At 70.0% G+C, this 25070-nt stretch carries 19 protein-coding genes and 1 pseudogene; 10 read left to right on the top strand and 10 right to left on the bottom strand.

Going from position 1 to position 25070, the window contains the following annotated elements:
• Positions 1–2184: a xanthine dehydrogenase family protein molybdopterin-binding subunit gene (locus tag AC6CH2_RS05715; RefSeq protein ID WP_498268346.1), complete on the top strand. Its 2184-nt coding sequence runs from the start codon at positions 1–3 to the stop codon at positions 2182–2184.
• Between the two features lie 10 nt (positions 2185–2194).
• On the top strand, positions 2195–2764 hold the full coding sequence (locus tag AC6CH2_RS05710) for a hypothetical protein (protein ID WP_498268345.1): 570 nt from the start codon (positions 2195–2197) through the stop codon (positions 2762–2764).
• Between the two features lie 139 nt (positions 2765–2903).
• Here AC6CH2_RS05710 and AC6CH2_RS05705 read toward each other — a convergent pair.
• The 5 genes and pseudogenes from AC6CH2_RS05705 to AC6CH2_RS05685 all read right to left on the bottom strand — a co-directional run.
• Positions 2904–3785, bottom strand: a pseudogene (locus tag AC6CH2_RS05705) (cation diffusion facilitator family transporter); the annotation flags it as partial.
• A gap of 88 nt (positions 3786–3873) precedes the next feature.
• Complete coding sequence (locus tag AC6CH2_RS05700) at positions 3874–7098, bottom strand: efflux RND transporter permease subunit (protein WP_498269093.1); 3225 nt, start codon at positions 7096–7098, stop codon at positions 3874–3876.
• 46 nt (positions 7099–7144) lie between these two features.
• Entirely contained in the window at positions 7145–8158 is a 1014-nt protein-coding gene (locus AC6CH2_RS05695; protein ID WP_498268344.1) for an efflux RND transporter periplasmic adaptor subunit, read from the bottom strand.
• Positions 8155–9513, bottom strand: coding sequence for a TolC family protein (locus AC6CH2_RS05690; protein ID WP_498268343.1), 1359 nt, complete (start codon positions 9511–9513; stop codon positions 8155–8157). The genes AC6CH2_RS05695 and AC6CH2_RS05690 overlap by 4 nt, the downstream gene beginning before the upstream one ends.
• Positions 9514–9635: 122 nt before the next feature.
• Positions 9636–10019 carry a hypothetical protein gene (locus tag AC6CH2_RS05685; RefSeq protein ID WP_498268342.1) on the bottom strand — a complete coding sequence of 128 codons (384 nt, stop codon included), beginning with the start codon at positions 10017–10019 and terminating at the stop codon, positions 9636–9638.
• 315 nt (positions 10020–10334) lie between these two features.
• Between AC6CH2_RS05685 and AC6CH2_RS05680 the strand changes: the two genes are divergently transcribed.
• From AC6CH2_RS05680 to hemC, 5 genes are all read left to right on the top strand, one after another.
• The gene (locus tag AC6CH2_RS05680; RefSeq protein ID WP_498268341.1) at positions 10335–11342 is read left to right on the top strand and encodes a TonB family protein; all 1008 of its coding nucleotides are present in this window, start codon (positions 10335–10337) and stop codon (positions 11340–11342) included.
• Positions 11343–11488: 146 nt separating this feature from the next.
• Positions 11489–12184, top strand: a complete 696-nt coding sequence (locus tag AC6CH2_RS05675) for an alpha/beta hydrolase (protein ID WP_498268340.1) — start codon at positions 11489–11491, stop codon at positions 12182–12184.
• A 13-nt stretch (positions 12185–12197) separates the two neighbouring features.
• A complete protein-coding gene (locus AC6CH2_RS05670; protein WP_498268339.1) occupies positions 12198–13253 on the top strand; it encodes a sensor histidine kinase in 1056 nt (351 codons plus the stop codon).
• Between the two features lie 17 nt (positions 13254–13270).
• Positions 13271–14008: a LytR/AlgR family response regulator transcription factor gene (locus AC6CH2_RS05665; protein WP_498268338.1), complete on the top strand. Its 738-nt coding sequence runs from the start codon at positions 13271–13273 to the stop codon at positions 14006–14008.
• 351 nt (positions 14009–14359) lie between these two features.
• On the top strand, positions 14360–15295 hold the full coding sequence (gene hemC / locus AC6CH2_RS05660) for a hydroxymethylbilane synthase (RefSeq protein ID WP_498269092.1): 936 nt from the start codon (positions 14360–14362) through the stop codon (positions 15293–15295).
• 823 nt (positions 15296–16118) lie between these two features.
• Here the strand turns inward: hemC and AC6CH2_RS05655 are convergent.
• From AC6CH2_RS05655 to AC6CH2_RS05635, 5 genes are all read right to left on the bottom strand, one after another.
• Positions 16119–16793 carry a DUF481 domain-containing protein gene (locus AC6CH2_RS05655; protein WP_498268337.1) on the bottom strand — a complete coding sequence of 225 codons (675 nt, stop codon included), beginning with the start codon at positions 16791–16793 and terminating at the stop codon, positions 16119–16121.
• A gap of 195 nt (positions 16794–16988) precedes the next feature.
• Positions 16989–17948 carry a dimethyl sulfoxide reductase anchor subunit family protein gene (locus AC6CH2_RS05650; RefSeq protein ID WP_498268336.1) on the bottom strand — a complete coding sequence of 320 codons (960 nt, stop codon included), beginning with the start codon at positions 17946–17948 and terminating at the stop codon, positions 16989–16991.
• Between the two features lie 31 nt (positions 17949–17979).
• A complete protein-coding gene (locus AC6CH2_RS05645; protein ID WP_498268335.1) occupies positions 17980–18798 on the bottom strand; it encodes a 4Fe-4S dicluster domain-containing protein in 819 nt (272 codons plus the stop codon).
• Positions 18795–19016, bottom strand: a complete 222-nt coding sequence (locus tag AC6CH2_RS05640; protein WP_498268334.1) for a hypothetical protein — start codon at positions 19014–19016, stop codon at positions 18795–18797. The genes AC6CH2_RS05645 and AC6CH2_RS05640 overlap by 4 nt, the downstream gene beginning before the upstream one ends.
• A gap of 57 nt (positions 19017–19073) precedes the next feature.
• Positions 19074–22007: a molybdopterin oxidoreductase family protein gene (locus AC6CH2_RS05635; RefSeq protein ID WP_498268333.1), complete on the bottom strand. Its 2934-nt coding sequence runs from the start codon at positions 22005–22007 to the stop codon at positions 19074–19076.
• A 586-nt stretch (positions 22008–22593) separates the two neighbouring features.
• Between AC6CH2_RS05635 and AC6CH2_RS05630 the strand changes: the two genes are divergently transcribed.
• The 3 genes from AC6CH2_RS05630 (at position 22594) to AC6CH2_RS05620 (ending at position 24981) form a co-directional block, all read left to right on the top strand.
• The gene (locus AC6CH2_RS05630) at positions 22594–23562 is read left to right on the top strand and encodes a helix-turn-helix transcriptional regulator (protein WP_435396883.1); all 969 of its coding nucleotides are present in this window, start codon (positions 22594–22596) and stop codon (positions 23560–23562) included.
• The gene (locus tag AC6CH2_RS05625) at positions 23562–24488 is read left to right on the top strand and encodes a patatin-like phospholipase family protein (RefSeq protein ID WP_435396882.1); all 927 of its coding nucleotides are present in this window, start codon (positions 23562–23564) and stop codon (positions 24486–24488) included. The genes AC6CH2_RS05630 and AC6CH2_RS05625 overlap by 1 nt, the downstream gene beginning before the upstream one ends.
• A 259-nt stretch (positions 24489–24747) precedes the next feature.
• Entirely contained in the window at positions 24748–24981 is a 234-nt protein-coding gene (locus AC6CH2_RS05620; protein ID WP_498269091.1) for a hypothetical protein, read from the top strand.
• Positions 24982–25070 lie beyond the last annotated feature (89 nt).

Below are 25070 nucleotides of genomic sequence, written 5' to 3'. Positions count from 1 at the left end.
GTGAATACCGTACCGGCGCCGTCGCGGCGCCAGTTCCTCAAGGCCGGCGCCTTGATCGGCGGCGGCCTGGTGGTCGGCTTCGTCGTGCCCGGCGCCAAGCGCTTCGCCCACGCCGACCCGGCCGCGGCCGCGGCGGTGTCGAGCGGCTTCGTGCCCAATGCCTTCCTGCGCATCGGCGACGACGACACCGTCACCGTGCTGATCTCGCATTCGGAGATGGGCCAGGGCGTGTGGACCGGCCTGGCGATGTTGATCGCCGAAGAACTCGACGCCGACTGGTCGAAGATCAAGGTCGAACACGCGCCGGCCGCGCCGGCGTATGCGCATACCGCCTTCGGCATGCAGATGACCGGCGGCTCGACCAGCACCTGGTCGGAGTTCGACCGCTATCGCCAGGCCGGCGCGACCGCGCGCGCCTTGTTGGTGGCGGCCGCGGCGCAACGCTTCGGCGTACCGGCCGAGCAGGTCCGCACCGAAAACGGCGTGGCCATCGCCGGCGACAAGCGCGCGCGTTACGGCGAGCTCGCCGCCGAAGCGGCCAAGCTGCCGGCGCCGAGCGCGCCGCAGACGCTCAAGGAAGCCAAGGACTGGAAGATCATCGGCAAGCCGACCAAGCGCCTGGACTCGCCGGAGAAGATCACCGGCAAGGCCAAGTTCGGCATGGACGTGCAGTTCGACGGGCTGCTGACCGCGGTGGTGGCGCGCGCGCCGGTGTTCGGCGGCACGGTCAAGTCGTTCGACGCGGCGCCGGCCAAGGCCGTGCCCGGGGTGCGCGACGTGCTGCAGGTGCCGAGCGGCGTGGCGGTGATCGCCGATCACTACTGGGCGGCGAAACAAGGCCGCGACGCCTTGGTGATCGATTGGGACCTCGGCCCGAACGCCGGCCTGGACAGCGCGAAACTGCGCGAAGAATTCCGCAAGCTCGCCGCCACCGAGGGCGACATCGCCGCCCAGGCCGGCGACGTCAAGGGCGGGCTGGCGAAAGCCGCCAAGACCATCGAGGCCGAGTACAACGTGCCCTACCTGGCGCATGCGCCGATGGAGCCGCTGAACTGCACGGTCAAGATCGAGGCCGACCGCTGCGAGATCTGGACCGGCACCCAGTTCCAGACCGTCGACCAGCAGGTCGCGGCCAAGATCACCGGGCTCAAGCCCGATCAAGTGCAGATCCATACCATGTTCCTCGGCGGCGGCTTCGGCCGCCGCGCCACCCCGACCGCGGACTTCGTCACCGAGGCCGTGCACGTGGCCAAGGCCGCGGGCAAGCCGGTCAAGACCGTGTGGTCGCGCGAGGACGACGTGCGCGGCGGCTATTACCGGCCGATGTACCTGCAGCGCGCGCGCATCGGCCTGGATGCGCAGGGCGTCCCGGTGGCGTGGGAACACGTGCTGGTCGGGCAGTCGATCATCGCCGGCACGCCGTTCGCCGGGGCGATGATCAAGAACGGCATCGACGCGACCTCGGTCGAGGGCGTCGCCGACTCGCCGTATCTAAAGGAAATCGCCGACTACCGCGTCGACCTGCATTCGCCGAGCACCGGCGTGCCGGTGCTGTGGTGGCGTTCGGTCGGGCACAGCTACAACGCCTTCGTCATGGAAAGCCTGATCGACGAGTTGGCCCATGCCGCCGGCAAGGATCCGGTCGAATACCGCCGCTCGCTGCTCAAGCAGCATCCGCGCCATCTGGCGGCGCTGGACCTGGTCGCCGACAAGGCCAGCTGGGGCACGGCCCTGCCGGCAGGTCGCGCGCGCGGCGTCGCGGTGCACGAATCCTTCGGCAGCTTCATCGCCCAGGTCGCCGAAGTCTCGGTGGAGCCCAAGCCCGGCGGGGGCCACGGCATCCGCGTGCACCGTTTCGTCTGCGCGATCGACTGCGGCCTGGCGGTCAATCCCGATGGCGTGCGCGCACAGATGGAATCGGGCATCAACTTCGGCCTCGGCGCGGCGCTGTACAGCCAGCTGACCTTCAAGGACGGGCGGGTGCAGGAGTCGAACTATCACGACTACCGCGTGCTGCGCCTGGACGAGGCGCCGCAAATCGAAGTGCACATCGTGCCGAGCACCGAGAAGATGGGCGGCGCCGGCGAACCCGGCACCGCGCCGGTCGCGGCGGCGGTAGCCAATGCGGTGTTCGCGCTCAATCAACAGCGGCTGCGCGAATTGCCGCTGCAGTTGCCGGCCTGAGGAGACGACGATGCGTGCAGTGATCCTCGCCATCGCGGCGCTCGCCGCGACCGCCTGCGGACCGAAGGTGAGCCCCGAGCAACGCGAACAGGCAGTCGCCGCGTTCGCGACCGTGCAGCAGGTGTTCCAGCACCCGCGCTGCCAGAACTGCCATATCCCCGGCGACCAGCCGCTGCAATTCGACGCCGGCCTGCCGCATGCGATGGGCGTGGTGCGCGGCCCCGAAGGCAAGGGCGCGGCCGGCCTGCCGTGCTCGACCTGCCACGGCGAAGCCAATCTGCCGGCCAGCTACGGCCCGAACGCGCCGCCGGGCGCGCCGCATTGGCAGTTGCCGCCGCCGGATCACAAGATGGCCTGGATCGGCCTGCCGGCGCCCAAGCTGTGCGAGATGATCAAGGACCAGAAGAGCAACGGCGGCCGCGATTTCGCCGCGCTGCTCAAGCACGTCAGCGAAGACAAGCTGGTGCTGTGGGGCTGGGCGCCGGGCGGCGAACGCAAGCCGGTGTCGGTGCCGCACCCGGAATTCGTCGCCAAGTTCAAGACCTGGGCCGACGCGGGCGGGCCATGTCCGGCGTCGTAGCCGAGTGCATCGCCCGATGCGGTCGATCTGAAGGGCAGGAGCGACGCGAGCCGCGGCCGCGACCTCTCGGCTGACGCAAGCCCGGTTCCCGGTCGCGGCTTTGCGCCGCGCCTACCCCTTGATGCGCGCCTCAGTGACCGGGCGTAGCGCCGCAAGCCCCGCTCTCGATCTGCAGGGTGCAGTGCCCGATGCCGAAGCGCTCGTCGAGCTGTCGCACCAACTCGCCGCGCAAGCCGTCGGCATCGACACCCGCATCGACGATCAGGTGCGCAGTCATCGCCGCGGTGCTCGAGCCCAGCGACCACACGTGCAGGTCGTGCACGTCGATGACGCCCGATGCCTCCCGCAGCAGCGCACGCACCGCGGTGAGGTCGATGCCGTCCGGCACGCCTTCCATCAGCACGTTGCCGGCCTCGCGCAGCAGGGCCCAGGTGCGCGGCAGCACCCACAGACCGATCAGTACGGCGAGGATCGGATCGACCACGGTCCAGCCGGTGAAACGGATGATCAGGGCGCCGGCGATCACCGCGACCGAGCCGAGCATGTCGCTCCACACTTCGAGGTAGGCCCCTTTCATGTTGAGGCTTTCGCCGCTGCCGGCCTTGAGCAGGCGCATCGCCACCAGGTTGACGACCAGGCCGAGCGCGGCGATCGCCAACATGCCGGTAGTCGCGATCTGCGGCGGCTCGCTGAAGCGGCCGACGGCTTCCCACAGGATGTAGGCGGCGACCGCGAACAGCATCAGGCCGTTCGCCATCGCCCCCATCGCTTCCATGCGTGCGTAGCCGTAACTGCGCCTGGCGTCGGCCGGTTTGCGGCTCAGCCGCACCGCGGTCAGCGCGATCATCAGCGCCAGGGTGTCGGTGCCCATGTGCGCGGCATCCGACAACAGCGCCAGGCTGTTGGTCAGGAAGGCGCCGGCGACTTCGGCGACGAGAAAACCGCCGGTCAAGCCGAGCGCCCACCACAGGGGGCGCTCGTGGCGGATCGCGGTGGTGTCGTGGTCGTGTCCGCTGCCCATCTCGTTGCTCCTTGGTCTTGGACCGGCCGCGCCCGGCGACCGGCCTGGATCGGGGCGGGCCGCGCCTGCGGCCCGCCGGGGCGCCGCCTCAGCGGGCGGGCGAGGGTTCCGCCGCGGCCGGCGCCGGTCGCGGATCGAGCTTGCGCTCGCCGGCGTCGTTGCGGTGCAGCCAGCGGTACAGCACCGGCAGCACCAGCAGGGTCAGCAGGGTCGAGGAGACGATGCCGCCGATCACCACCGTCGCCAGCGGCCTCTGCACTTCCGAGCCGGCGCCGACGTTGAAGGCCATCGGGATGAAGCCCAGCGAAGCCACCAACGCAGTCATCAGTACCGGCCGCAAACGGCCCAGGGCGCCGTCGACGATGGCGTTGTCGAGTGGGTCGCCCTGTTCGCGCAGTTTGCGGATGAAGGCGATCATCACCAGGCCGTTGAGCACCGCCACGCCGGACAGGGCGATGAAGCCGACCCCGGCCGAGATCGACAAGGGAATACCGCGCAACGCCAATGCGATCACGCCGCCGGTCAAGGCCAGCGGCACGCCGCTGAAGACGATGGCGGCGTCCTTGGCCGAGCCGAAGGCCATGAACAACAGGGCGAAGATCAGCACCAGGGTCACCGGCACCACCACCGCCAGGCGCCGGCTGGCCGAGATCAATTGCTCGAAGGTGCCGCCGTAGCCGATCCAGTAGCCTTCCGGCACCTTCACCTGGGCATCGAGTTTCTGCCGCAGTTCGGCGACGAAGCCGCCGAGATCGCGATCGCGCACGTTGGCGGTCACCACGATGCGGCGTTTGCCGTTCTCGCGGTTGATCTGGTTCGGGCCGAGAATCGAGTTGAGCTTGGCCACTTCGCGCAACGGCACGGTACGCGGCGCGCCCGAGCTCCAGGTCGCGTCGCGGCTGGACTCGTCGCGATCGCCTTCGCTGCGCGCCGGCAAGGGCACCGGCAGGTCGGCCAGCGCCGCGGTGTCCTGGCGCAGGCGTTCGGGCAGGCGCACCACCAGGTCGAAGCGGCGGTCGCCTTCGAACAACTGCCCGGCGACTTCGCCGCCGACCGCGGTCGCCACGGTGTCCTGCACCGCGGCCGGGTTGAGCCCGTACACCGCCAGCGAGCGGCGGTCCGGCTCGACGCTGAGCATCGGCAGGCCGGTGACCTGCTCGGCCTTGACGTCGGCCGCGCCGGGCACCTGCCTGGCGACCGTTTCGATCTGCCGAGCGATCTTGAGCAACTGCTGCAGGTCGTCGCCGTACACCTTGATCGCGACGTCGGCGCGTACGCCGGAGATCAACTCGTTCATGCGCATCTGGATCGGCTGGGTGAACTCGAAGTTGTTGCCGGGCAGGGTGCGCGCGACCGTTTCGATTTCTTCCATCAGCCGGGCCTTGGTCTTGCCCGGGTCGGGCCAGCGCTCGCGCGGCTTGAGCATCAGGAAGGTGTCGGCGACCGAAGGCGGCATCGGGTCGCTGGCGACCTCGGCGGTGCCGATCTTGCTGAACACCCGCTCGACCTCCGGCATCGCCAGAAACGCCTGTTCCATGGTCTTCTGCATGGTCACCGACTGGCTCAGGCTGGTGCCGGGAATGCGCATGGCCTGCACCGCGACATCGCCTTCGTCGAGGCTCGGCACGAACTCGCTGCCCATGCGCGTCGCCAGCACGCCGCTGAAGATCACCAGCGCCGCGGTGCCGGCCATCACCGCGGTGCGGCTGCGCAGCGCCCAGGCCAGCACCGGCTCGTAGCGGCGGCGCAGCCAGGCCATGGCGCGATTTTCCTTTTCGTCGACCTTGCCGCCGAGGAAGGTCGCGACCGCGGCCGGAACGAAGGTCAACGACAGCAGCATCGCGCCGGTCAGCGCCAGCACCACGGTGATCGCCATCGGGTGGAACATTTTTCCCTCGATGCCGCTGAGGGCGAAGATCGGCAGGTACACCGCGGCGATGATGCCCAGGCCGAACAGGCTCGGGCGGATCACCTCGGCGGTGGCCGAGGCGGTGAGGTCGTGGCGCTCGTCGGCGCTCATCTCGCGGCCGAGCGCATGCTGGGCTTCGCCGAACCGGCGCAGGCAGTTCTCGATGATGATCACCGCGCCGTCGACGATCAGGCCGAAGTCGAGCGCGCCCAGGCTCATCAGATTGCCGGATACGCCGCCGCGGACCATGCCGGTGATGGTGAACAGCATCGCCAGCGGAATCACCAACGCGGTGATCAGCGCCGCGCGGAAATTGCCGAGCAGCAGGAACAGCACCACCACGACCAGCAACGCGCCTTCGACCAGGTTCCTGGAGACCGTGGCGATGGTGCGGTCGACCAGCGAGGTGCGGTCGTAGACCGGATTGGCGCTGACGCCCTTCGGCAGGCTCGCGTTGGCCTGCTGCAGTTTCGCCGCGGCCGCCTGCGAGACGTCGCGGCTGTTGGAGCCGACCAGCATGAACACCGTGCCGAGCACGACCTCGTGACCGTTCTGGGTCGCCGCGCCGCTGCGCAGTTCGGGCCCTTCGCCGACCGCGGCGACATCGCGCACCCGAATCGGCACGCCGTCGCGGCGGTCGAGGACGATGTCGCCGATCGCTTCGATGCCGACGATCTGCCCCGGCACGCGCACCAGGAACTGCTCGCCGTTGCGTTCGATGTAGCCGGCGCCGACGTTCTGGTTGTTGGCGGCGAGCGCGGCGACCACGTCGCGCTGGGTCAGGTTCAGCGCCACCAGCCGCGCCGGGTCCGGAGTGATGTGGATCTGCCGCGCATAACCGCCGATGGTGTTGACCTCGGTGACGCCGGGCGTATTGCGCAACTGCGGGCGGATCACCCAGTCCTGCAGGGTGCGCAGGTCGGTGGCGTTGTACGGCGTGCCGTCGGCCTTGCGCGCCTTCGGCTCGGCGTCGACGGTGTACATGAAGATCTCGCCCAGGCCGGTCGCGGTCGGGCCGAGCTCGGGTTCCAGGCCGGCCGGGATCTGCGACTTCACTTGCTGCAGGCGTTCGGCGACCTGTTGCCGGGCGAAGTACAGGTCGGTGCCGTCCTTGAACACCACCGTCACCTGCGACAGGCCGTAGCGCGACAGGGAGCGGGTGTAGTCGAGTTTCGGCAGGCCGGCGAGCGCGGTCTCGATCGGAAAGGTCACTCGCTGCTCGGATTCCAGCGGCGAATAGCCCGGTGCCTGGGTGTTGATCTGCACCTGCACGTTGGTGATGTCGGGGGTCGCGTCGATCGGCAGTTGCCGGAAGCTCCACACGCCGATCGCGATCAGCGCGCCGGTCAGCGCCAGCATCAGCCAGCGGTGGCCGATCGCGAAACGCAGGATGCGTTCGAGCAGGCCGGAAGGTGACTGATGGCGCGCCGGGTCCGGCCGGGGGTTCGTGTCAATGCTCATGCGAGGCCCCCGATTTCTCGATATCGGCCTTGATCAGGAAGCTCTGCTCGACCACCACCTGTTCGCCGGCGCGCAGGCCGGACAGCACCTCCACGCGGCGCGCATCGCGGCGGCCGACCCGGACCGGCCTGGCGACGTAACGTTCGCCTTCGCGCACGAACACCACGTCGCGTTCGTCCATGCGTTGCAGCGCGGTCAGCGGCACCGCCAGCGACACCGGTTGCTGTTCGACGGTGACCCGCGCGCGCACCGCCGAACCGGGCCGCCACAGGCCGTCGGCGTTGGCGATCGAAGCGCGCGCGACGGTGCTCTGGCTCGCGGTCGCGGTGCCCGGCAGGATCCGGTCGAGCGTGGTTTCTACGCCCTGTTCCTCGCCCATGCGCATCACCGTGACCGGCACGCCGGGACGCAGGTGCGAGGCGTCGGCGCCGAACACGTGCAGGTCGACCCACAAGGTCGACAGGTCGGCGACCTCGAACAGGGTGGTGCCTTCGATCGCGACTTCGCCGACCGAGGCGTTGCGCGCCAGCACCACGCCGGTGATCGGCGAGGCGATGGCGTAGGTGGTCAGGCTGAGGTTGCTGTCGACCGTGGCCAGGGTCTGGCCGGCGCGGACGCGGTCGCCGACGTTGGCCCGCAGCGAGCGCACCGGGCCGGGATAGCGCGCGGTGATGTTGGCGATGCGGCCTTCCAGCGGCGTGACCAGGCCCTGCACTTCGTGTTCGTCGGCGATGATGCCGGGCCCGGCCGCGGCGACGACGATGCCGGAGCGCTGAGCGATCGCGGCCGGGATCGTCGTGCTTTCGGCTGCCTCCGCCGCCTCGGCGTTCTCGCCGTGGCCGGCTTCGCCTTCGCCGTGGCGGTGCGTGTCGCCTGCTGCGTCGGTGTGCGCGGTTTCGGCGCTAGAAGTGCCGGCTTTGCCGGCATCGGGACTTTTGGAGCCGCCGCAGGCGCTCAGGGTCAGCGCCAACAGGGCCGCGGCGATCGACAGTTCGGGCTTCATCGGGCGGCTCCTGCGGGGTCGATTGATGCGACGAAGGACTCGCCGGTCAGGCGCTGGATCTCGATCAGCGCCAGTTGCGCGTCGAGCGCGGTATCCAGGCGCTGTCTGCGCACGGCCACGCTATCGGCCTGCAGCAGCGCGAGCTCCAGGTAGCTGATCGCGCCGGCGCGGTAGGCGTACTCGGCGGCGTTCTCGGCGCGGCTCATGCGCGGCAGCACCTCGTCCCTGAGCCGTGCGACCTCGAGCGCGCCGACCCGATAACGGCCGTGCGCTTCGACCAGGGTCGAGTACAGCGACAGGCCCTTGGCCTCGCGCTCGGTTTCGAGCAGCGCCAGCTCGGCCTCGGCGCCGCGGATGCTGGGCTCGGCGCGGCTGCGCGCGCCGAGCGGCATCGACACGCTGCCGATCAGCGCGGTGTCGCCGCCGTCCTGCAGGCGCCGCACGCCGACCTGCCAATCGATGTCGGCCGTCGCCCGGCTCTGCGCCAGACGCACGCGCGCCTCGCCGATCCGGCGCGCGTCGACGAACCGGGTCAGCTCCGGGCTGCGCTCGAGCAAACCCGCCAGGGCGGTAGCGTCCTCGATCTTCGGCAAGGCGTACGGATCGCCGGCGACGCCGGCGAAACCCGGGTCGCGTTCGCCCCACAGCGCGGCCAGATGCTGGCGCGCGGCGAGCAGGCTCTGCTCGCTGCGCGCGCGGTCGAGTTCGGCGCGCGCCAACGCCGCCTGCGCGGTCAGCAGACCCGACTCCGGCGAGGCGCCGGCGACCAGGCGCTGGCGCGCGGCGGCGACGGTGCGCTGGCGCTGGCCGATGTCGAATTCGGCGAGCTCGATCCGGCGCTGCGCGGCGACGATGCCGAGGTAACGCCGTGCGGTTTCGGCGAGCAGGTCGAGCCGGCGGCTTTCGCGATCGACCGCGAGCGCATCGATCCGGGTCTGGGCGAAGGCGCGGCGCGCGTCGAGCTTGCCGCCGCGTTCGAACACCGAGGCCAGGCTGAGGGTGAGCTCGGCGCCTTTGACCCCGCTGACCGCGCCGCTGCCGAACACGTTGTCGAGCGCGGCGCCGGCGACCCAGGCCGGACGCTGCGCGGCGAGGTCGCGCTCGGCTTCGAGCACCGAACGCTGGCGACCGAACAGGCGCAGGTCGGGATGGGCCTCGCCGATGCGCGCGAAGGCATCGTCCAGGGTGAATACCGAGGCCGCGCGCGCGAGGCCGGCGGGGTTGGGAGGGGGCGGATTGGAAGCGGACGGGCTCGAAGCGGATTGACTCGAAACCGCGGCCACGGGAGGCCGCGCCTGTGCAGAAAAGCACAGCGCGGCCGTCAGGACGGCCAGGGCCGCCGGACGCAAACGCATGGGGAATTCTCCTGAATCTCGAAAGACGCCGTGGCGAATGCAGCCACGGCGACGAAGACCCGCGCAGGCCGACGCGGCGCCGCAGGGCGCGCGCGAGCGACCGGCTCAGGCCGGCATCGGGATCAGGCGGAGATGGGCGGGCGGAACGGCACCGCGGTCGGAGTCGGCACGAACGCGGTCGAGACCGCCGGCACCGGGCCGGATGGGCCGGCGACGCGCAGGCCCACTTCGAAACGCGGCAGCAACGCCGCTTGCAGTGCGCAGCAGTGGCTCAGGTGCCAGCGGGCGTCGCCGCAGCCGTCCGGGTCGGCGCGGTCGGCGGCGCTGGCGCCGGTGTCCGCGTCAGGATTTCCGGCGGCGTGCTCGTGCGCTGTCGCCGCGACCGGCCCGGCGAGTTCGCCGATTTCGGTGGCGAAGGTCAGCGCCGGCTTGACCAGCATCACCGCGATCAGCACGCCGAAGACGAGGTAACGGAACGCGATCGCGATGGCGGAGGGGCCGGACATGGCGGGCATCTTAGGAGCCGCCCAGCCCGCTATACAATTTCAGGCCCGGCGCCGTCGTTCATCTGCGGCCGTAGCGCATCACCACTGAATGCCGGCCTGCGGCGGTTCCGCCCACGATCGCCGATTGCGGCGATAATCGCGCCGCGCAACGGACCTGCGGAATCGCGGGCAGGGACACCCAGACAGCAGTCCGGACAGGATCGGCAACGGCGGTGCCTCGGCGCCGTCATATCGCTTGCCTAGTCTGCGCACGTTATTCAGCAGTAGCGGTACAGGGGGTTGGCAGTGAAGGTCGTTGTGAAACCGGTGTGTGAGTTGCCCGCCGGTCGTTGGTCGAAAGCCGGTGCGCGCGCCATCGCCGGTCTGGCCCTGGGCGTCGCCCTCGGCGGTTGCGGTTCCGAAGCGCCGCACAGCGCCGCCTCGCCGGCGCCGGTCGCCGATGCCGCGCTGGAATTGCCGGCGCCGCTGGACGAACTCGATATCGAAGGCTTGCGCGCACGCGCCACCCAGGCCTTGCGCGAACAACGCATCCACACCCCGGCCGGCGACAGCGCGGTCGACTATTACCTGGCCCTGCGTGACAAGGAGCCCGGCCAGATCGACGTGATCGGCGCGCTCGACGAGTTGCAACCGTATGTGGTGATCGCCGGCGAGCAGGCCTTGCTCGACGACGACCTGGCCGAATCGCGCCGCTTGCTGGAGCTGCTCGCGCGCATGGACCCGCAGGCGCCGGCGTTGCCGCGCATGCGCGAAAGCCTGCGCGTTGCCGAGGCGAACCGCGAGCGCCAGACCCGAGAAGAAACCGAGCGCCTGATGGCCGAGCGCACCGATGCGGCGAGCGTGCTGTCGGCGCGGCGCGAGGCCGCGCGCACCGCCCAGGCCGCGCTGAGCAGCGCGGCGATGAAGGCCGATGCCGCCGCCAGCGCGCTCGCCGCCGATGCCGCCGCGGCCAGGAGCGGCGCGACCAGGACCGCCGCCGCGCTGGCCGCGCAACCGGCCGCGGCGTCGGCGGCGACCCCGGCCGCGGCGCTGCCGGCGACGACTTCGGGCAATGCCGGCCCGGCGGCGATGCCGCGCCTGGTCGCCGACGCCAGCCCGCGGTATCCGCTGCCGGCCTTGAACCGCAAGATCGAAGGCAGCGTCGAGGTCAGCTTCACGATCCTGCCCGACGGCCGCGTCGGCGCGCCCAGGCTGGTGTCGTCGGAACCGGCCGGGGTGTTCGACGCCGCCGCGCTGGCGGCGGTAGCGCGCCTGCGTTTCGAGGCCAGCGGCCAGTCGCATGCGGCCCGCCGCACCCTGAATTTCCGCCTGCCTTCGCGCTGAAGCCCGCTGCGGCGGGCTGGCCGGCCTTGCGCCGGCCGCTCGCGCGGCGGTCGCCCCGGGCGATTGCGCCGTGCGATTGCGACGGCGGACACGCCCGCCGGGGCGGGAGCTTGGCGGCCCGCGCGCTGTGCCGCCACAATGCGGCGATGGAAACCTCCGCACCCCCCGCCTTACTGGAAACCGTCGAACGCGAGACCGGCCCGGCGCCGAGCTGGAGCGTACTGTGGCTGCACGGCCTCGGCGCCGACGGCCACGACTTCGCCCCGATCGTGCCCGAACTGCTGCGCCGCGACTGGCCGGCGCTGCGCTTCGTGTTCCCGCACGCGCCGGTGCGCGCGGTGACGATCAACAACGGCGCGCGCATGCGCGCCTGGTACGACATCCGCGATATCGGCGACCTGGCGCTGCGCGCCGACGAAGCCGGGGTCGACGAATCGGTGCGCCAGGTCGATGCGCTGATCGAGCGCGAGGTCGAACGCGGCGTGCCGGCCTCGCGGATTCTGCTGGCCGGGTTCTCCCAGGGCGGCGCGGTCACCCTGGCCACCGCGCTGCGGCGCACGCAGCCGCTCGGCGGGCTGGTCGCCCTGTCGAGCTATCTGCCGATGCCCGATCGCCTGATCGCCGAAGCGACTGCGGTCGCGCCGAGCCAGCCGGCCTTCATGGCCCACGGCCGACACGACCCGATGGTGCCCTACGCCGGCGGCGAACGCGCCGCTGAACGCCTGCGCGGCCTCGGCTTTCAGGTCGACTGGCATGCCTATCCGATGGCGCACCAGGTCTGCGCCGAAGAGATCGACGCGCTCGGCGACTGGATGTCGCAACGGTTCGCCGGCACGGCATGAGCCGGCCCTGACCATGGCCGAGTCCGCCGGCGAACACGAACCGTGGCTGCCGGACCTGTGCCGCCTGCCGAGGCTGGTGGTCATGCTGAGCATGGCCGAGCTGATCGTGATCGTGCTGGCGCTGGCGCCCGACGGCACCCGCTGGGATCTCGGCCGCTTCGTGTCCTCCAGCGCCTTCGCACTGTGGCTGGCGCTGGCGATCTCGGTGCTGCTGTGCGTGTCGCGGCGCCAGCTGTCGCGGCTGCCGCCCGGCGTCGGCGGCTTCATCGCCACCGCCACGGCGGCGGCGATCGCCGCGGCGGTCGCGGCGGTCACCCACATCATCGACAGCGTCACCGGCATCGGCCTGGTGCCGCCAGGCATTTCGTTCCAGCGTTTCGTCGGCGGCACCGCCGCGGTGGCGATCCTCGCCGTCGGCGTGGTCCTGCGCTACCTCTACGTCAACGACAGTTGGAAAGCCCAGGTCCGCGCCAACGCGCGCGCCGAGGTCGACGCGCTGCAGGCGCGGATCAAGCCGCACTTCCTCTTCAACAGCATGAACACCATCGCCGGCCTGGTGCGCAGCGACCCGGTGGTGGCCGAACGCGCGGTGCTGGACCTGTCGGACCTGTTCCGGGCCGCGCTGGGCGCGTCCAAGTCCGACTCCAGCCTGGCCGAGGAGGTCGAGCTGGCCGAGCGCTACCTGGCGATCGAGCAGCTGCGCCTGGGCGAGCGCTTGCGGGTGGTCTGGCGCAAACGCGAGCCGCTGCCGTGGCGGATGCCCCTGCCGCGGCTGGTCCTGCAGCCCCTGGTCGAGAACGCCGTGCTGCACGGGATCTCCCGGCTGGCCGGCGGCGGCGAGATCGAAATCGAGCTGACCGAGCTCGCCGACGAGCTTTTGTTGCGGATCCGCAACCCGGCCCCGCCCCCGGCCGACGGCCGCAGCGGGTCCCGCCACGCCCACAGCAGCATCGGCCAGCGCCTGCGGTATGCCTACGGGCCGACGGTGCGGATGACCGCGGGCTGGAACGAAGGCTACTATCTGTGCGAACTGCACGTGCCGACCGGGGTGGAGGCGCATAGCCGATGAAAGCGACGAGGGCGGCCATGAGAGTGGTGATCGCGGATGACGAACCGTTGGCGCGCGAGCGCCTGCGCAGCCTGTTGGCCGAGCGCGACGACGTCGAGGTCGTCGCCGAAGCGGCCGACGGCCAGCACGCCTTGCACGCCTGCGCCGAGCACCGGCCGGATCTGGTCCTGCTCGACATCGCCATGCCCGGCATCGACGGCCTCGAAGCCGCGCGCCACCTGGCCGCGTTCGAGCCGCGCCCGGCGGTGGTGTTCTGCACCGCCTACGACGCACATGCCCTGTCGGCGTTCGAGGCCGAGGCGATCGACTACCTGGTCAAGCCGGTACGGGCCGAGCGCCTCGACGCCGCGCTCGAACGGGTGCGCACCTTCGCCGCCGGCCGCGAGCGCCATGTCGGCGGCGGCGAGAACGCGCCCGGGCAGAGCCGCAGCCACCTGTGCGCGCGTTTGCGCGGCAGCCTGCGCCTGATCCCGATCGAGGACGTGCACTACCTGCACGCCGAAGAGAAATACGTGATCGTCCATCACGCCCGCGGCGAAGACCTGATCGAGGAGTCGCTGAAGTCGCTGGAAGACGAATTCGGCGAACGCTTCGTGCGCATCCACCGCAACTGCCTGGTCGCGCGCCACGAGATCGTCGAGCTCAAGCGCGATTCCGAAGGTCACGTGCAGGCCGTGCTGCGCCACGGCAAGCAACCGCTGGAAGTCAGCCGCCGCTGCGTGGCGGCGTTGCGCGAAACGCTCAAGCATTTGTGATGCTTTTTCGGGACTCGGGACTCGGGACTCGGGACTCGGGACTCGGGACTCGGGACTCGGGACTCGGGACTTGTGATTCGTGATTCGTGATTCGTGACTCGGGATTCGGTTGTGCTGCGCTCTTGGGGTAAGAGCGACGCAAGTCGCGACCGCGCGCCTCGGTCTCGCGACGTCAGCCGCGACCGAGGAACGCGCGGAAACCGCACCAGGTAATGACGGCCGCCCTACGGTCACTCACCGTCGCTACGCCCCGCGTCCCCGACCATGGCTAATCCGCGACCGAACGGGCTCCTCGCCGGCCCATCCGGGCGGTTTTTGATGCCGACCCCCGCCAGCGGCGATAATGCCGGCATGAAGACCCTGCGCATCGCCACCCGTAAGAGTCCGCTTGCCCTGTGGCAGAGCGAGCACGTCGCCGACCGCCTGCGCGCGGCGCATCCGGGGCTCGAGGTGAGCCTGGTGCCGATGAGCACCCGTGGCGACGAGGTGCTCGACCGCTCGCTGGCCGCGATCGGCGGCAAGGGCCTGTTCCTCAAAGAGCTGGAGCTGACGATGCTGCGCGGCGAAGCCGACTGCGCAGTGCATTCGCTCAAGGACGTGCCGATGGAGCTGGAGCCGGGCTTCGCCCTGCCGGCGATCCTGGAGCGCGCCGACTATGCCGACGCCTTCGTCAGCAACCAGCACGACGGCATCGACAGCCTGCCGCTCGGCGCCCGCGTCGGCACCTCGTCGCTGCGCCGGCAGGCGCAATTGCGCGCGCTGCGCCCTGACCTGCAATTGCTCGACCTGCGCGGCAACGTCAATACCCGACTGGCCCGGCTCGATGCCGGCGACTACGATGCCATCGTCCTGGCCTGCGCCGGTCTGCAGCGTCTCGGCTTCGACGCGCGCATCCGCGCCCGCCTCGAATCGCCGTACTGGCTGCCGGCGCCGGCGCAGGGCGCGATCGCGATCGAATGCCGCGAAGACGACGTCGCCGCGCGCACCTTCTGCGCCGCGCTCGATCACGCCGACAGCCGCACTTGCGTCGAAGCCGAGCGGGCGATGAACCGCGCCCTGCACGGCAGCTGCCATGTGCCGGTCGCGGCTTACGCGCGCCTGGACGGCGAACGCCTGCGTCTGGACGGTCAGGTCGGCTCGGCCCACGACGGCCGCGCCGTGCGCGCCCACGGCGAAGGCCGCGGCGACGCCCCCGACTGCCTCGGCATCGAAGTCGCGCAGCGCCTGTTGGAACAGGGTGCCGGCGAATTCATTGCCGATTCGCTGGTGGATATCGACGCGGATTGATTCGGGTTGCGGCTGCCCGACGTCGTCGGCGTTCTGGCTGTCGTTGGGTCTGCGTGCCCTCGAATGCGATGTCTCTTGCATTGGGGCAGGAGCGGCGCAAGCCGCGACATTGCTGCGATGTTCTTGCGACGTATGGATCGAGAAAGATCAAGGTCAGGATCAAGATCAAACCCAAAGCTTCCGCCACTGAAGCGGCGGGTTACTTTCTTTTGTCTAAAGCAACAAAAGAAAGATAACCAAAGAAAAATGCTTTTCTTGAATCACAGGCCCGCACGAGCGATGCCGACGCAGGGATTTTTCATACGGGACATCCCTGTCCCGATGAAAAACGGCCCGCATCCCTGCGGGCCGCCCTTTGGGTCTTCTGTTGCCTTCGCTAGGGCGGGGCGACGCACAGCGAGTTACAAGCTCAGACAACCGCCACCTAGCGTCGCCGCTCCTTCTGTAGGAGCGGCGTGAGCCGCGGCGCAAGCCGCGACATCGTCGTAACGGTCTTGCGGATGCCTGTCTCGTGGGCGGATCAAGATCAAGATCAAACCCAAAGCTTCCGCCACTGAAGCGGCGGGTTACTTTCTTTTGTCTAAAGCAACAAAAGAAAGATAACCAAAGAAGTTGCTTTGTTTTGAATCAAGGGCCCGCACGCGCGGCGCATACGCGGGGCTCTACATAACGCGACGCATCATCCCCTGTAAGAGCGGCGTGAGCCGCGACCGCGAATCTGCGGCTGCCGGTGCGGGTTGCGTCATCGCGACTAGCGCCGCTCTTGTGCGAAAGCAGACGCGAATCGAACGCTGCGCAATCCGGGTCAGCTAAGCCGAGCGGATCAAAACCGCCGAATCAACTCGATCGAACTTTCCGCACTCTCGCTACCGCCGCCGCCATCGGAATCATGGCGAATCGCAAAGTCGGTTTCGAGTTTCCAGTACGGCCACAGATCTACATCCAGACGCACCGACTGCTTGACGAAGGTGTCGCCATGGCCGCTTTCGAACTGCACGCGCTGGCTCCAGCGCGCGCGCTCGCCGATGCGCTGGCCGATGCTGACTTCGCCGCGGAATACGGTGCCGGGACGGTTGATGCCGTCGTCGTGGAGCGGGGCGAGGCGGTAGCCGGCGCCGAAGCTTAGGCCGACCTGGGTCGGGCCGTCGCGCAGGGCCTGCACGCCGTAACGGGTGCCGATGCGGTAGTCGTTGGAATACATCGCGCGGCTGGTGCGCGAAGTCGCCGGCGCGCTGACGCCGCCGATGTGGCGCTGCGAACCTGGCAGCGCCACGGTGCGTAACGGCGGCAGGTCGAGCGGGTCGATCTCCGGAGGCTTCTCGCGCGCGGAGGTGGCCAATCGCCATTCCTCGTCGCCGCAGCGGGTCGAAAAACAATACAGGCGCATCTGCGCCGGATCGCTCGCGATGGCGATCAGCGTCGGGTCGCCGCCGAAAGCGGGGGTCGGCAATGTCACCAGGGGCGCGCCGAGGAGGGCGAGCCCGATCGCACCGAGCATCGTCTTGGCTTATGGGCCGGAACAGGCCGGGAATGATGCCATGAAACCGGTTACAGACACGAGACTTTGAGCACGCCGGGATAGCCTGGATTCACCCGCCGGTGAACCCCGCGAGCGCAGTGAAAGCTCCGGCGGGCGCGGCTTTGCGCCCCGTCACGGCGTTTCGGCGCGCGTGGCCGCGCCGCAGTAATCGCCTCAGTAATACAGCGTCACCAGATGACGGGCTTCGGCGAAGAACAGCCAGCGCTCGACCAGGGTGCCGGTCAGCAGCGACAAGGCCGCGAGCGGCATCGCGATCGCCGCGGCCGCCGGCAGCGCCAGCGCGATCAGGCTCAGGACCACCGGCACGGCCGCGAACAGGGCCAGCGCGATCCGGCGCAGCTTGGGCCCGTGCTTGCGTGCCAGCACATAGCCCATCTCGCGGGTGAGATAATTGTCTTCGGTATGCGGGCGCTCGAACACGTCGAGTTCGCGCTGCGGCAGGCCGACCGCATCGCCGCGGGTGACGGTGAGCGGGGTGCGGTCGATGTCGCGCCAGTAGCCCAGCTTGATCGCGGCGGTGACCAGCGCCAGCGGAATCAACCCGAAAGTCGCCGCACGGGCGATATCGCCCGTGCCGGGCAGGGCCGCCAGCAAGGCGGCACCGGCGAGCGCGGCGAAGGCGAGATAGGCCGGCACCACCAGCCGATGGCGCCAGGCCGGGATGGGCTTCAACGAGGCGTAGATCATCGCGGTACAGACCACGGTGAGCGCCGCGCCGACGATCAGCGCGCCGGCCGCGATCGCCGGCCAGACGCTCGCCGGCCAGACGCTGCCGGTTTCGCCCGGCGCACCCGAGAGCCAGGCCCACGCCAGCAATGCCGATGCCGGCACGTAGGTGGCCACCGCCATCACGCCTTCGCGCGACAGCCACGAACTGCGCCATTGAGAGAATGCGCGCCAGGCGCGCATCGGCTTGCCCAGGTGCAGGGTCGAGCTGAGCAGGCCGATGCTGACCAGGATCAGCGCCAGCGCCAAGGCCACGGCCAGGCTGCGCGGCGGCAGCGCATCGCCGCCGCCGAGTTGGACCAGCACGAACGCGCCGAGCCAGGCCATCAGGCCGTAGCCGGCGCCGGACAAGGCGGTGAAGAAAATGACCGAAAACGCGGGATGCATCAGCTATGGCTCCGGTACGGCAGAGCGGGCGTCATCGCGACAGCATCCGGTCCAGCCAGCGCAGCACCGGCGGCAGCTTTGCGGCGTCCAGGGCTTCCGGCGGCGGCGCGGCCTCGCCCGGCGCGGCGCGGCGCGGGCGCGGCGGCAGGTACTTGTTGGTCGGCTGATAGCCCAGTTGCGCCATCAGGTCGACACCGCCGCGTTCGGCGACCAGCTTGGAGACCTTGGATTCGGGATCGCCGAGGTCGCCGAAATGCCGCGCCCGGGTCGGACAGGCCTGCACGCAGGCCGGCTGGCGTTCGGACTCGTCGAGGTTCTCGTTGTAGATGCGGTCGATGCACAGGGTGCATTTCTTCATCACCCCTTCGACCGGACTGTATTCGCGCGCGCCGTAGGGGCAGGCCCAGGAGCACAGCTTGCAGCCGATGCACTTGTCCTCGTCGACCAGCACGATGCCGTCTTCGGCGCGCTTGTAGCTCGCGCCGGTCGGACACACGGTCACGCAGGCCGGTTGTTCGCAGTGCAGGCACGAACGCGGGAAGTGCAGGGTCATCGCCGGTTGCGGCGCCGCGGCTTCGCCGCAGCCGCGCACCGGGTCGGCCAGCGGCATCGCCTCGGCGCGCTCGCTCGCCGGCGCGGGCTCGCCCGCGGCGACCTCGTAGCTGTGCACGCGGTTGAACCAGATGCCCGACGGGTCCTTGCCGTAAGGCCGCTCGTCGGTCAGCGGCGCGGCGAAACCGCCGGCATTCCATTCCTTGCAGCTCACCGCGCAGGCATGGCAGCCGACGCAGGTGTCCAGGTCGATGACCAGGCCGAGCTTTTTCTTCGACGGCGGCGGCAGATCGGTCATCGTTTCTTCTTTCCGGTAGCGAGCAACCACAGGCCCAGGGCGAACACGGTCAGACCGACCGCCACGCTCGGCATCAGCGCGATCAACACCGGCGTGGCCGAAGTTGCGTGCGCGGCGGCGTCCCGGGTCGGATCGAAGACGCCGAGCCCGAGCAGAATCACCAGGCCGAAGCCGAGCGCGATGCACAGCCAGCCGGCGAACAGACGCGCGCTCCTCATCGGTCGCGCTCCCTGCCGGTTGCGGCGAGCCCGGCGCGGTCGCGGCCCATCGCTGTTTCAATCCGGCTCATGCTCGCCTCCTGCGCGGCGTGCGCGGTCCGCTCGGAACTCGGCGCCATAGCGCAGCGGGCCGGGTCCGGCTTCGGCGAACGCGAGCGGCGCGAACTGCGGTTCGGACACGCCGCGTTCGGCCTGTCCGGCCTCGGCCTTGCGGATCGACACGCGCAGGTCGAACCAGGCCGCTTGCCCGGTGACCGGGTCGGCATTGGCGTAGTCGCCTTTCGGGGTGATGTCGGAGATCAGGTGGTTCATCAGGAAGCCTTGGCGGCCTTCCGGCGCGTCCTTGGCCAGGCGCCAGGCGCCGCGGCGCTTGCCGATCGCGTTCCAGGTCCAGACCGTATCGGCCTGCACGTTGGCGGCGTAACGCGCCTGCACGGTGATGCGGCCGTGGTGCGATTCCATAGTGACCCAGTCGGCGTCGACGATGCCGTGGCGCGCACCGGTGTCCGGATGCAGATAGAGATAGTTGCGCGCGCTGATCTGGCGCAGCCAGGCATTCTGCGAGCCCCAGGCGTGGTACATGAACATCGGCCGCTGGGTCACCGCGCTGAGCGGGAATTTCGTCTCGACCTGATCGACCTGTGCGCCCTCGAAGGGCTCGTACCAGATCGGCAGTGGATCGAAGTAAGTCGCCACGCGTTCGCGATGCGCCGGCGGCGGTCGCTGCGCGCCATGGCCTTGCGCGGCGAGGCGGAACTTCTGGATCGTCTCCGAATACAACTGCAGCACGATCGGGTCGGCATGGCCGATGAAGCCCATCTTCTGCGCCCAGTCCAGATAATCGCGATTGGCCATCTTGTAATAGCGCGCCGACTCCGGCACATGGCTGCGCCAGAAGCCGCCGTGGTCGATGTAGCGCTGCAACTGCTGCGGGTTCGGCGGGCCCTTGGCTTCGAGTTCGCCGTGTTCGCCGCGCCAGCCGGCGAGCAGGCCGACCCCGGGCGCGCGCTCGTGGCGGACGATGTAGTCGGCGTAGTCGCGGTAACGCGGGCTGCCGTCGTCGTGGACCATGCCGGGCAGGCCGAGGCGCGCGCCGAGTTCCAGCAGGACCGACTGGAAGCCGCGCACGTCGCGTGGCTTGTCGTCGCCGCCCAGGTGCTGAGTCGCCGAGTCGACGATCGGATGCCGGATCGCGTCGCAGGCCGAGTCGGCATCGGAGATCGGCCGGTCGAGCAGGCTGATCGCGTCGAAGCGTTCGAGATAGGTGGTGTCGGGCAGGACCAGGTCGGCGTAGGCGGTCATCTCCGAGGCGTAGGCATCGGCATAGATGATGCGCGGGATGCGGTACTCGCCGTCTTCGCCGCGGTCGGTGAGCCAGCCGATGGTCTCGCCGGTGTTCATCGCCGAGTTCCAGCTCATGTTGGCCATGAACATCATCAGCGTGTCGATCTTGTACGGGTCGCCGGCCCAGGCGTTGCGGATCACGGTATGCATCATGCCGTGCGCCGACAGCGGATAGGCCCAGGAGAAGGCGTGATCGATCCGGCGCGGTTGGCCGTGCGCATCGACGACCAGATCCTCGGGGCCGTGGACGAAGCCGAGCGGGGCGGCGTCGAGCACGCCGTTGGGCTGGCGGGTCTTGCCCGGCCGGTTCGGCGGTGGGATCGGTTTCGGAAACGGCGGCTGATAGCGGAACGAGCCCGGCGTGTCGACCGCGCCGAGCAGCAACTGCAACAGGTGCAGCGCGCGGCAGGTGTGGAAGCCGTTGCTGTGCGCGCTGATGCCGCGCATGGCGTGCATGCTGACCGGGCGGCCGGTCATCTCGGCGTGCTGGCGGCCGTAGGCGTCGGTCCAGGCGATCGGCAGGGTGATGGCTTGTTCGAACGCGGCCTCGGCGAGCTCGCGGGCGATGCGGCGGATGGTGTCGGCGGGGATGCCGCAACGTTCGCTGACCGTGTCGGGTGCGTACTGCGGGTCGAGGTAGCGTTCGGCGACCAGATGGAATACCGGTACCGCGCGGCGGCCGTCGGCCAGGACGTATTCGCCGACCACGGCCGGCGCGATGTCGATCGCGTCGGCGGGGAGGGCGCGGGCTTGGCTCGCGCCGCCAGGCAGCTCTCGCGCCCAACACAGCGCACGCCCTTCGCCGTCGCGCGCGAACAGACCGTCGTCGGCGCCGCCGGGATTGCGGATCACCAGCCAGTGCGCGTTGGTATAGCGTACGAGATAGTCCAGGTCGATGCGGTCGGCCTTGAGCAGTTCGTGGATCAGGGCGAACGCGAACAGGCCGTCGGTGCCGGGCCGGATGCCGATCCACTCGTCGGCGATCGCGCCATAGCCGCTGCGCACCGGATTGACCGCGACGATCTTCGCGCCGCTGGCCTTGAGTTTGCCGAGGCCGAGCTTGATCGGGTTGGAGTCGTGGTCTTCGGCCACGCCCCACAGCATCAGATAACGCGAATGCTCCCAGTCGGGCTCGCCGAACTCCCAGAACGAACCGCCCAGGGTGTAGAGGCCGCCGGCGGCCATGTTCACCGAACAGAAGCCCCCGTGCGCGGCGTAGTTGACCGTGCCGAACTGCTGCGCCCACCACCCGGTCAGCGCCTGCGACTGGTCGCGGCCGGTGAAGAAGGCCAGCTCGTCGGGGTTGCGTTCGCGGATCGGCGCGAGCCAGTCGGCGGCGATGCGCAGCGCCTCGTCCCACTCGATCTCGCGGAACTCGCCCTTGCCGCGTTCGCCCACGCGCAGCAGCGGCTTGTCGAGCCGCGCCGGCGAGTAGTGCTGCATGATGCCGGCCGAACCCTTGGCGCACAGCACGCCCTGGTTGACCGGATGATCGGGGTTGCCCTGGATGTAACGGATCCGGCCGTCGCTGAGCCAGACCTTGATGCCGCACCGGCAGGCGCACATGTAACAGGTCGTGGTCTTGACCTCGTCGCCGGGCGAGGGCGACAAGTCGATGGCTGGCTCTTCGGGAGCGCGCTTTCGCATGGCGGCATTGTGCCTACCTGGGCGTGTCGCCGCGAGCTTGCGCGAAATCCGCGCCTGTGCGTCCGGGCGCCATCGCACTGCAACATTGTGCAGGTCTTGTGATCGGACTTGCGGCCGTGGCGGCCGGCGGGCTCGCGCAGTCGCAGCGGTTGCGACCGCATGGGTGTCTAATGTCACTACTGCGCCGGCGCTGCGATCCAGATACTGGTCCCGACCGCCGGCCTCGCCACCGGCATCGTCGCAAGCTCATCGGTCGGTCATCGGTCGCGGGGAGTCGTGCCGGTGCCGCCGGCCGGCCCGTTCGAAAGTTGTCGACCCTGCCGTAGTTGTCGTTCCTGGGCCTCGTCCGCGCAAGCACGCGCAGGTCCCGTGTCGGCACGCAGGCGGGCTGCGACCCGGCCGGCCCGCTCCGGTGCCGGCCCGGCCTGCCGGGCGCTACGATCGGCCGGTAACCGCGGCGCCGGGGGCGGCGTTGCGGATATTGCGGGCTCGATCACGTACGATCCCCAAGTTCGATGGTGGCGGCCGGACAGCGGCCGGTGCCATGCTAGTTGCGACCCCACCGAATCCACTAGACATCGCCGACATGGAACGTATCGAACGCATCCACGCACTGCACCGGATTCTCACCGCAGCCCGGTATCCGGTCACGGTCCAGCGCCTCCAAGAGGATCTGGAGTGTTCGCGCGCGACTGTCTACCGCGACCTGGCCTACCTGCGCGACTACCTGATGGCGCCGGTGGTCGGCAACGGCGAGGCCGGCTTCCGCTACGACACCAGCGAAGGCGACCGCTTCGAACTGCCCGGCCTGTGGCTGAGCTCGGAAGAGCTGCACTCGCTGCTGGCCGCGCAGCAGTTGCTGATGCGCAGCGGCGGCGGGGTGCTGTCGAATGCGCTCGCGCCCTTGCAGCAGCGCATCGAGAAGCTGCTCGACGAACATGCCGGCGGCCGCCGCCTGCCGGTCGAGCGCGTGCGGGTGATTCCGCACCGCACCCGGCGTCTCGACGAGATCGCGTTCCGCGCCGTCGCCACCGCGGTGCTCGATCGCAAGCAGCTGACGTTCGAATACCGGGCGCGCTCGACCGACCAGCGCACCCGCCGCAGCGTGTCGCCGCAGCGCCTGACTCACTACCGCGAAAACTGGTACCTCGACGCCTGGGACCACGAGCGCGATGCGTTGCGCAGCTTCTCGGTCGACCGCATCAGCGCGGCCAAGGTCGGCGAAGATGCCGCGCGCGACGTCGCCGACGACGAACTCGACCAGCACCTGGCGTCGAGCTACGGCATCTTCTCCGGCGCGCCGAAGGGCTGGGCGACCATCGTCTTCAGCGCCAAGGCCGCGCGCTGGGTCGCCGACGAGCACTGGCATTCGCAGCAGCAGGGCCGGTTCCTGCCCGACGGGCGTTACGAGCTGAAGGTGCCGTACAGCGCCGGACGCGAGTTGTTGATGGACGTGATGCACTACGGCAGCGATGCCGAGATCGTCGAGCCGGTGGTGCTGCGCGAGCAGGCCAAGTCGATGCTGGAACTGGCGCTGAGCAACTACGGACGCTGATGCCCGGCGCCGACGCCCCGCATATTTCCCGCGACGAACCGGTCGCCCTGGTGCTCGGCGCGGGCGGTGCCCGCGGGCTGGCGCAGATCGGGGTGATCGAGGCGCTGCAGGCGCGCTCGATGCGCATCGTCGCGGTCGCCGGCTCGTCCAGCGGCGCCCTGGTCGGCGGCCTGTTCGCCGCCGGCAAGCTCGAGGTCTACCGCGACTGGCTGTACGGCATGAGCCGTACCGCGATGCTGCGCCTGCTCGACCCCGGCCTGGGGCAGCCGGGCCTGTTCCGCGGCGAGCGCCTGATGCACGCGCTGCGCGAACTGACCGGCGAGCCGCGCATCGAAGACCTGGAGATCGAGTTCACCGCGGTCGCGGTCGACCTGATCCGCCAGCGCGAAGTCTGGCTGCGCGAAGGCGACCTGTGGGACGCGGTGCGCGCATCGATCGCGATCCCGGGGGTGTTCCCTCCTTATGAGTTGCACGGCCGCGAACTGGTCGACGGCGGCCTGTTGGCGCCGTTGCCGATCGCGGCCACGCGTTTGTCCGATGCGCACCGGCTGATCGCGGTCGACATGCACGGCTGGCCGGAGCGGCCGCCCGGCGCGCTCGCGCTGCAGAACGGCGCCAAGGCGCCGGGCAGCGAGGTCGGCGAGTCGAAACCCTCGATGCTGATGCGCTGGTTCCGGCGCGGCGCCGACGAGGGCCAGAGCGGGGAACAGCCGCCGCACGAATTGGGTTTCAGCGAACTGATGGCGCGCTCGCTCGACATGATGCAGGCGCAGATCGCGCGCGTGCAGCTGGCCCTGGACCCGCCGGAGCTGGTCATCCGGATTCCGCGCGACGCCTGCCAGTTCTACGAATTCTGGCGGGCCAAGGAACTGATCGCGCTGGGCCGCGAAGAGGCCGAGAAGGCGCTCGACAAGGCCGGTTACTGAGTCTCGGCCGGGCCGAGCCGCCAGACCCGGCACAGCGCAAAGCCGGCGCGCGGCACGGACGGCGCGCCGATGAGCGGCAACGAAGATCGCAGCCTCTGAGACGGTGCGGCGGGAAGGTGGCCTCACCGACACTTACGCCCGTTTTCGGAGTCTGGACATGACCGTCAGCACGCCTTCCGACCGTTCCGCCGATGCCGTCCGCGCGGACCTCGACACCGCCCTGCGCTACGCCCTCGCCATCGGCAGCCTGTTGGTGCTGATGCTGCCGGCCGCACGCGGCAGCCATGGCGCGATCGGCTGGCTGCCGCTGTGGCTGGTCGCGATGCCGGCCGTGGCCTGGTGGGCGCTGCACCGCTTCCGCCTGCCGTCCTGGCGCCGGGCCGGAGACGCCGAAACTGCCCCGGCACCGCGCCTTCGCCGCCGCGGTGCGGTCCAGGCCCGCCGCCGCGCCCGTACGGCGGTGATCGCGCGCCCGCTGCCGCGCGCCGCCTGAACCGGCGGCCTTCGCCACCGGCCCGCCGCCGGGCTTCGGCTACCGGCCCGACCGCCGGCCGACAGCGGCCGGCCGCGGGCGCCGCTGCG

It is taken from the genome of Lysobacter sp. GQ73 (genome assembly GCF_059758755.1).
The sequence above is the reverse complement of the archived record's forward strand: the minus strand, read 5'-3'. Positions and strand labels throughout refer to the sequence as shown.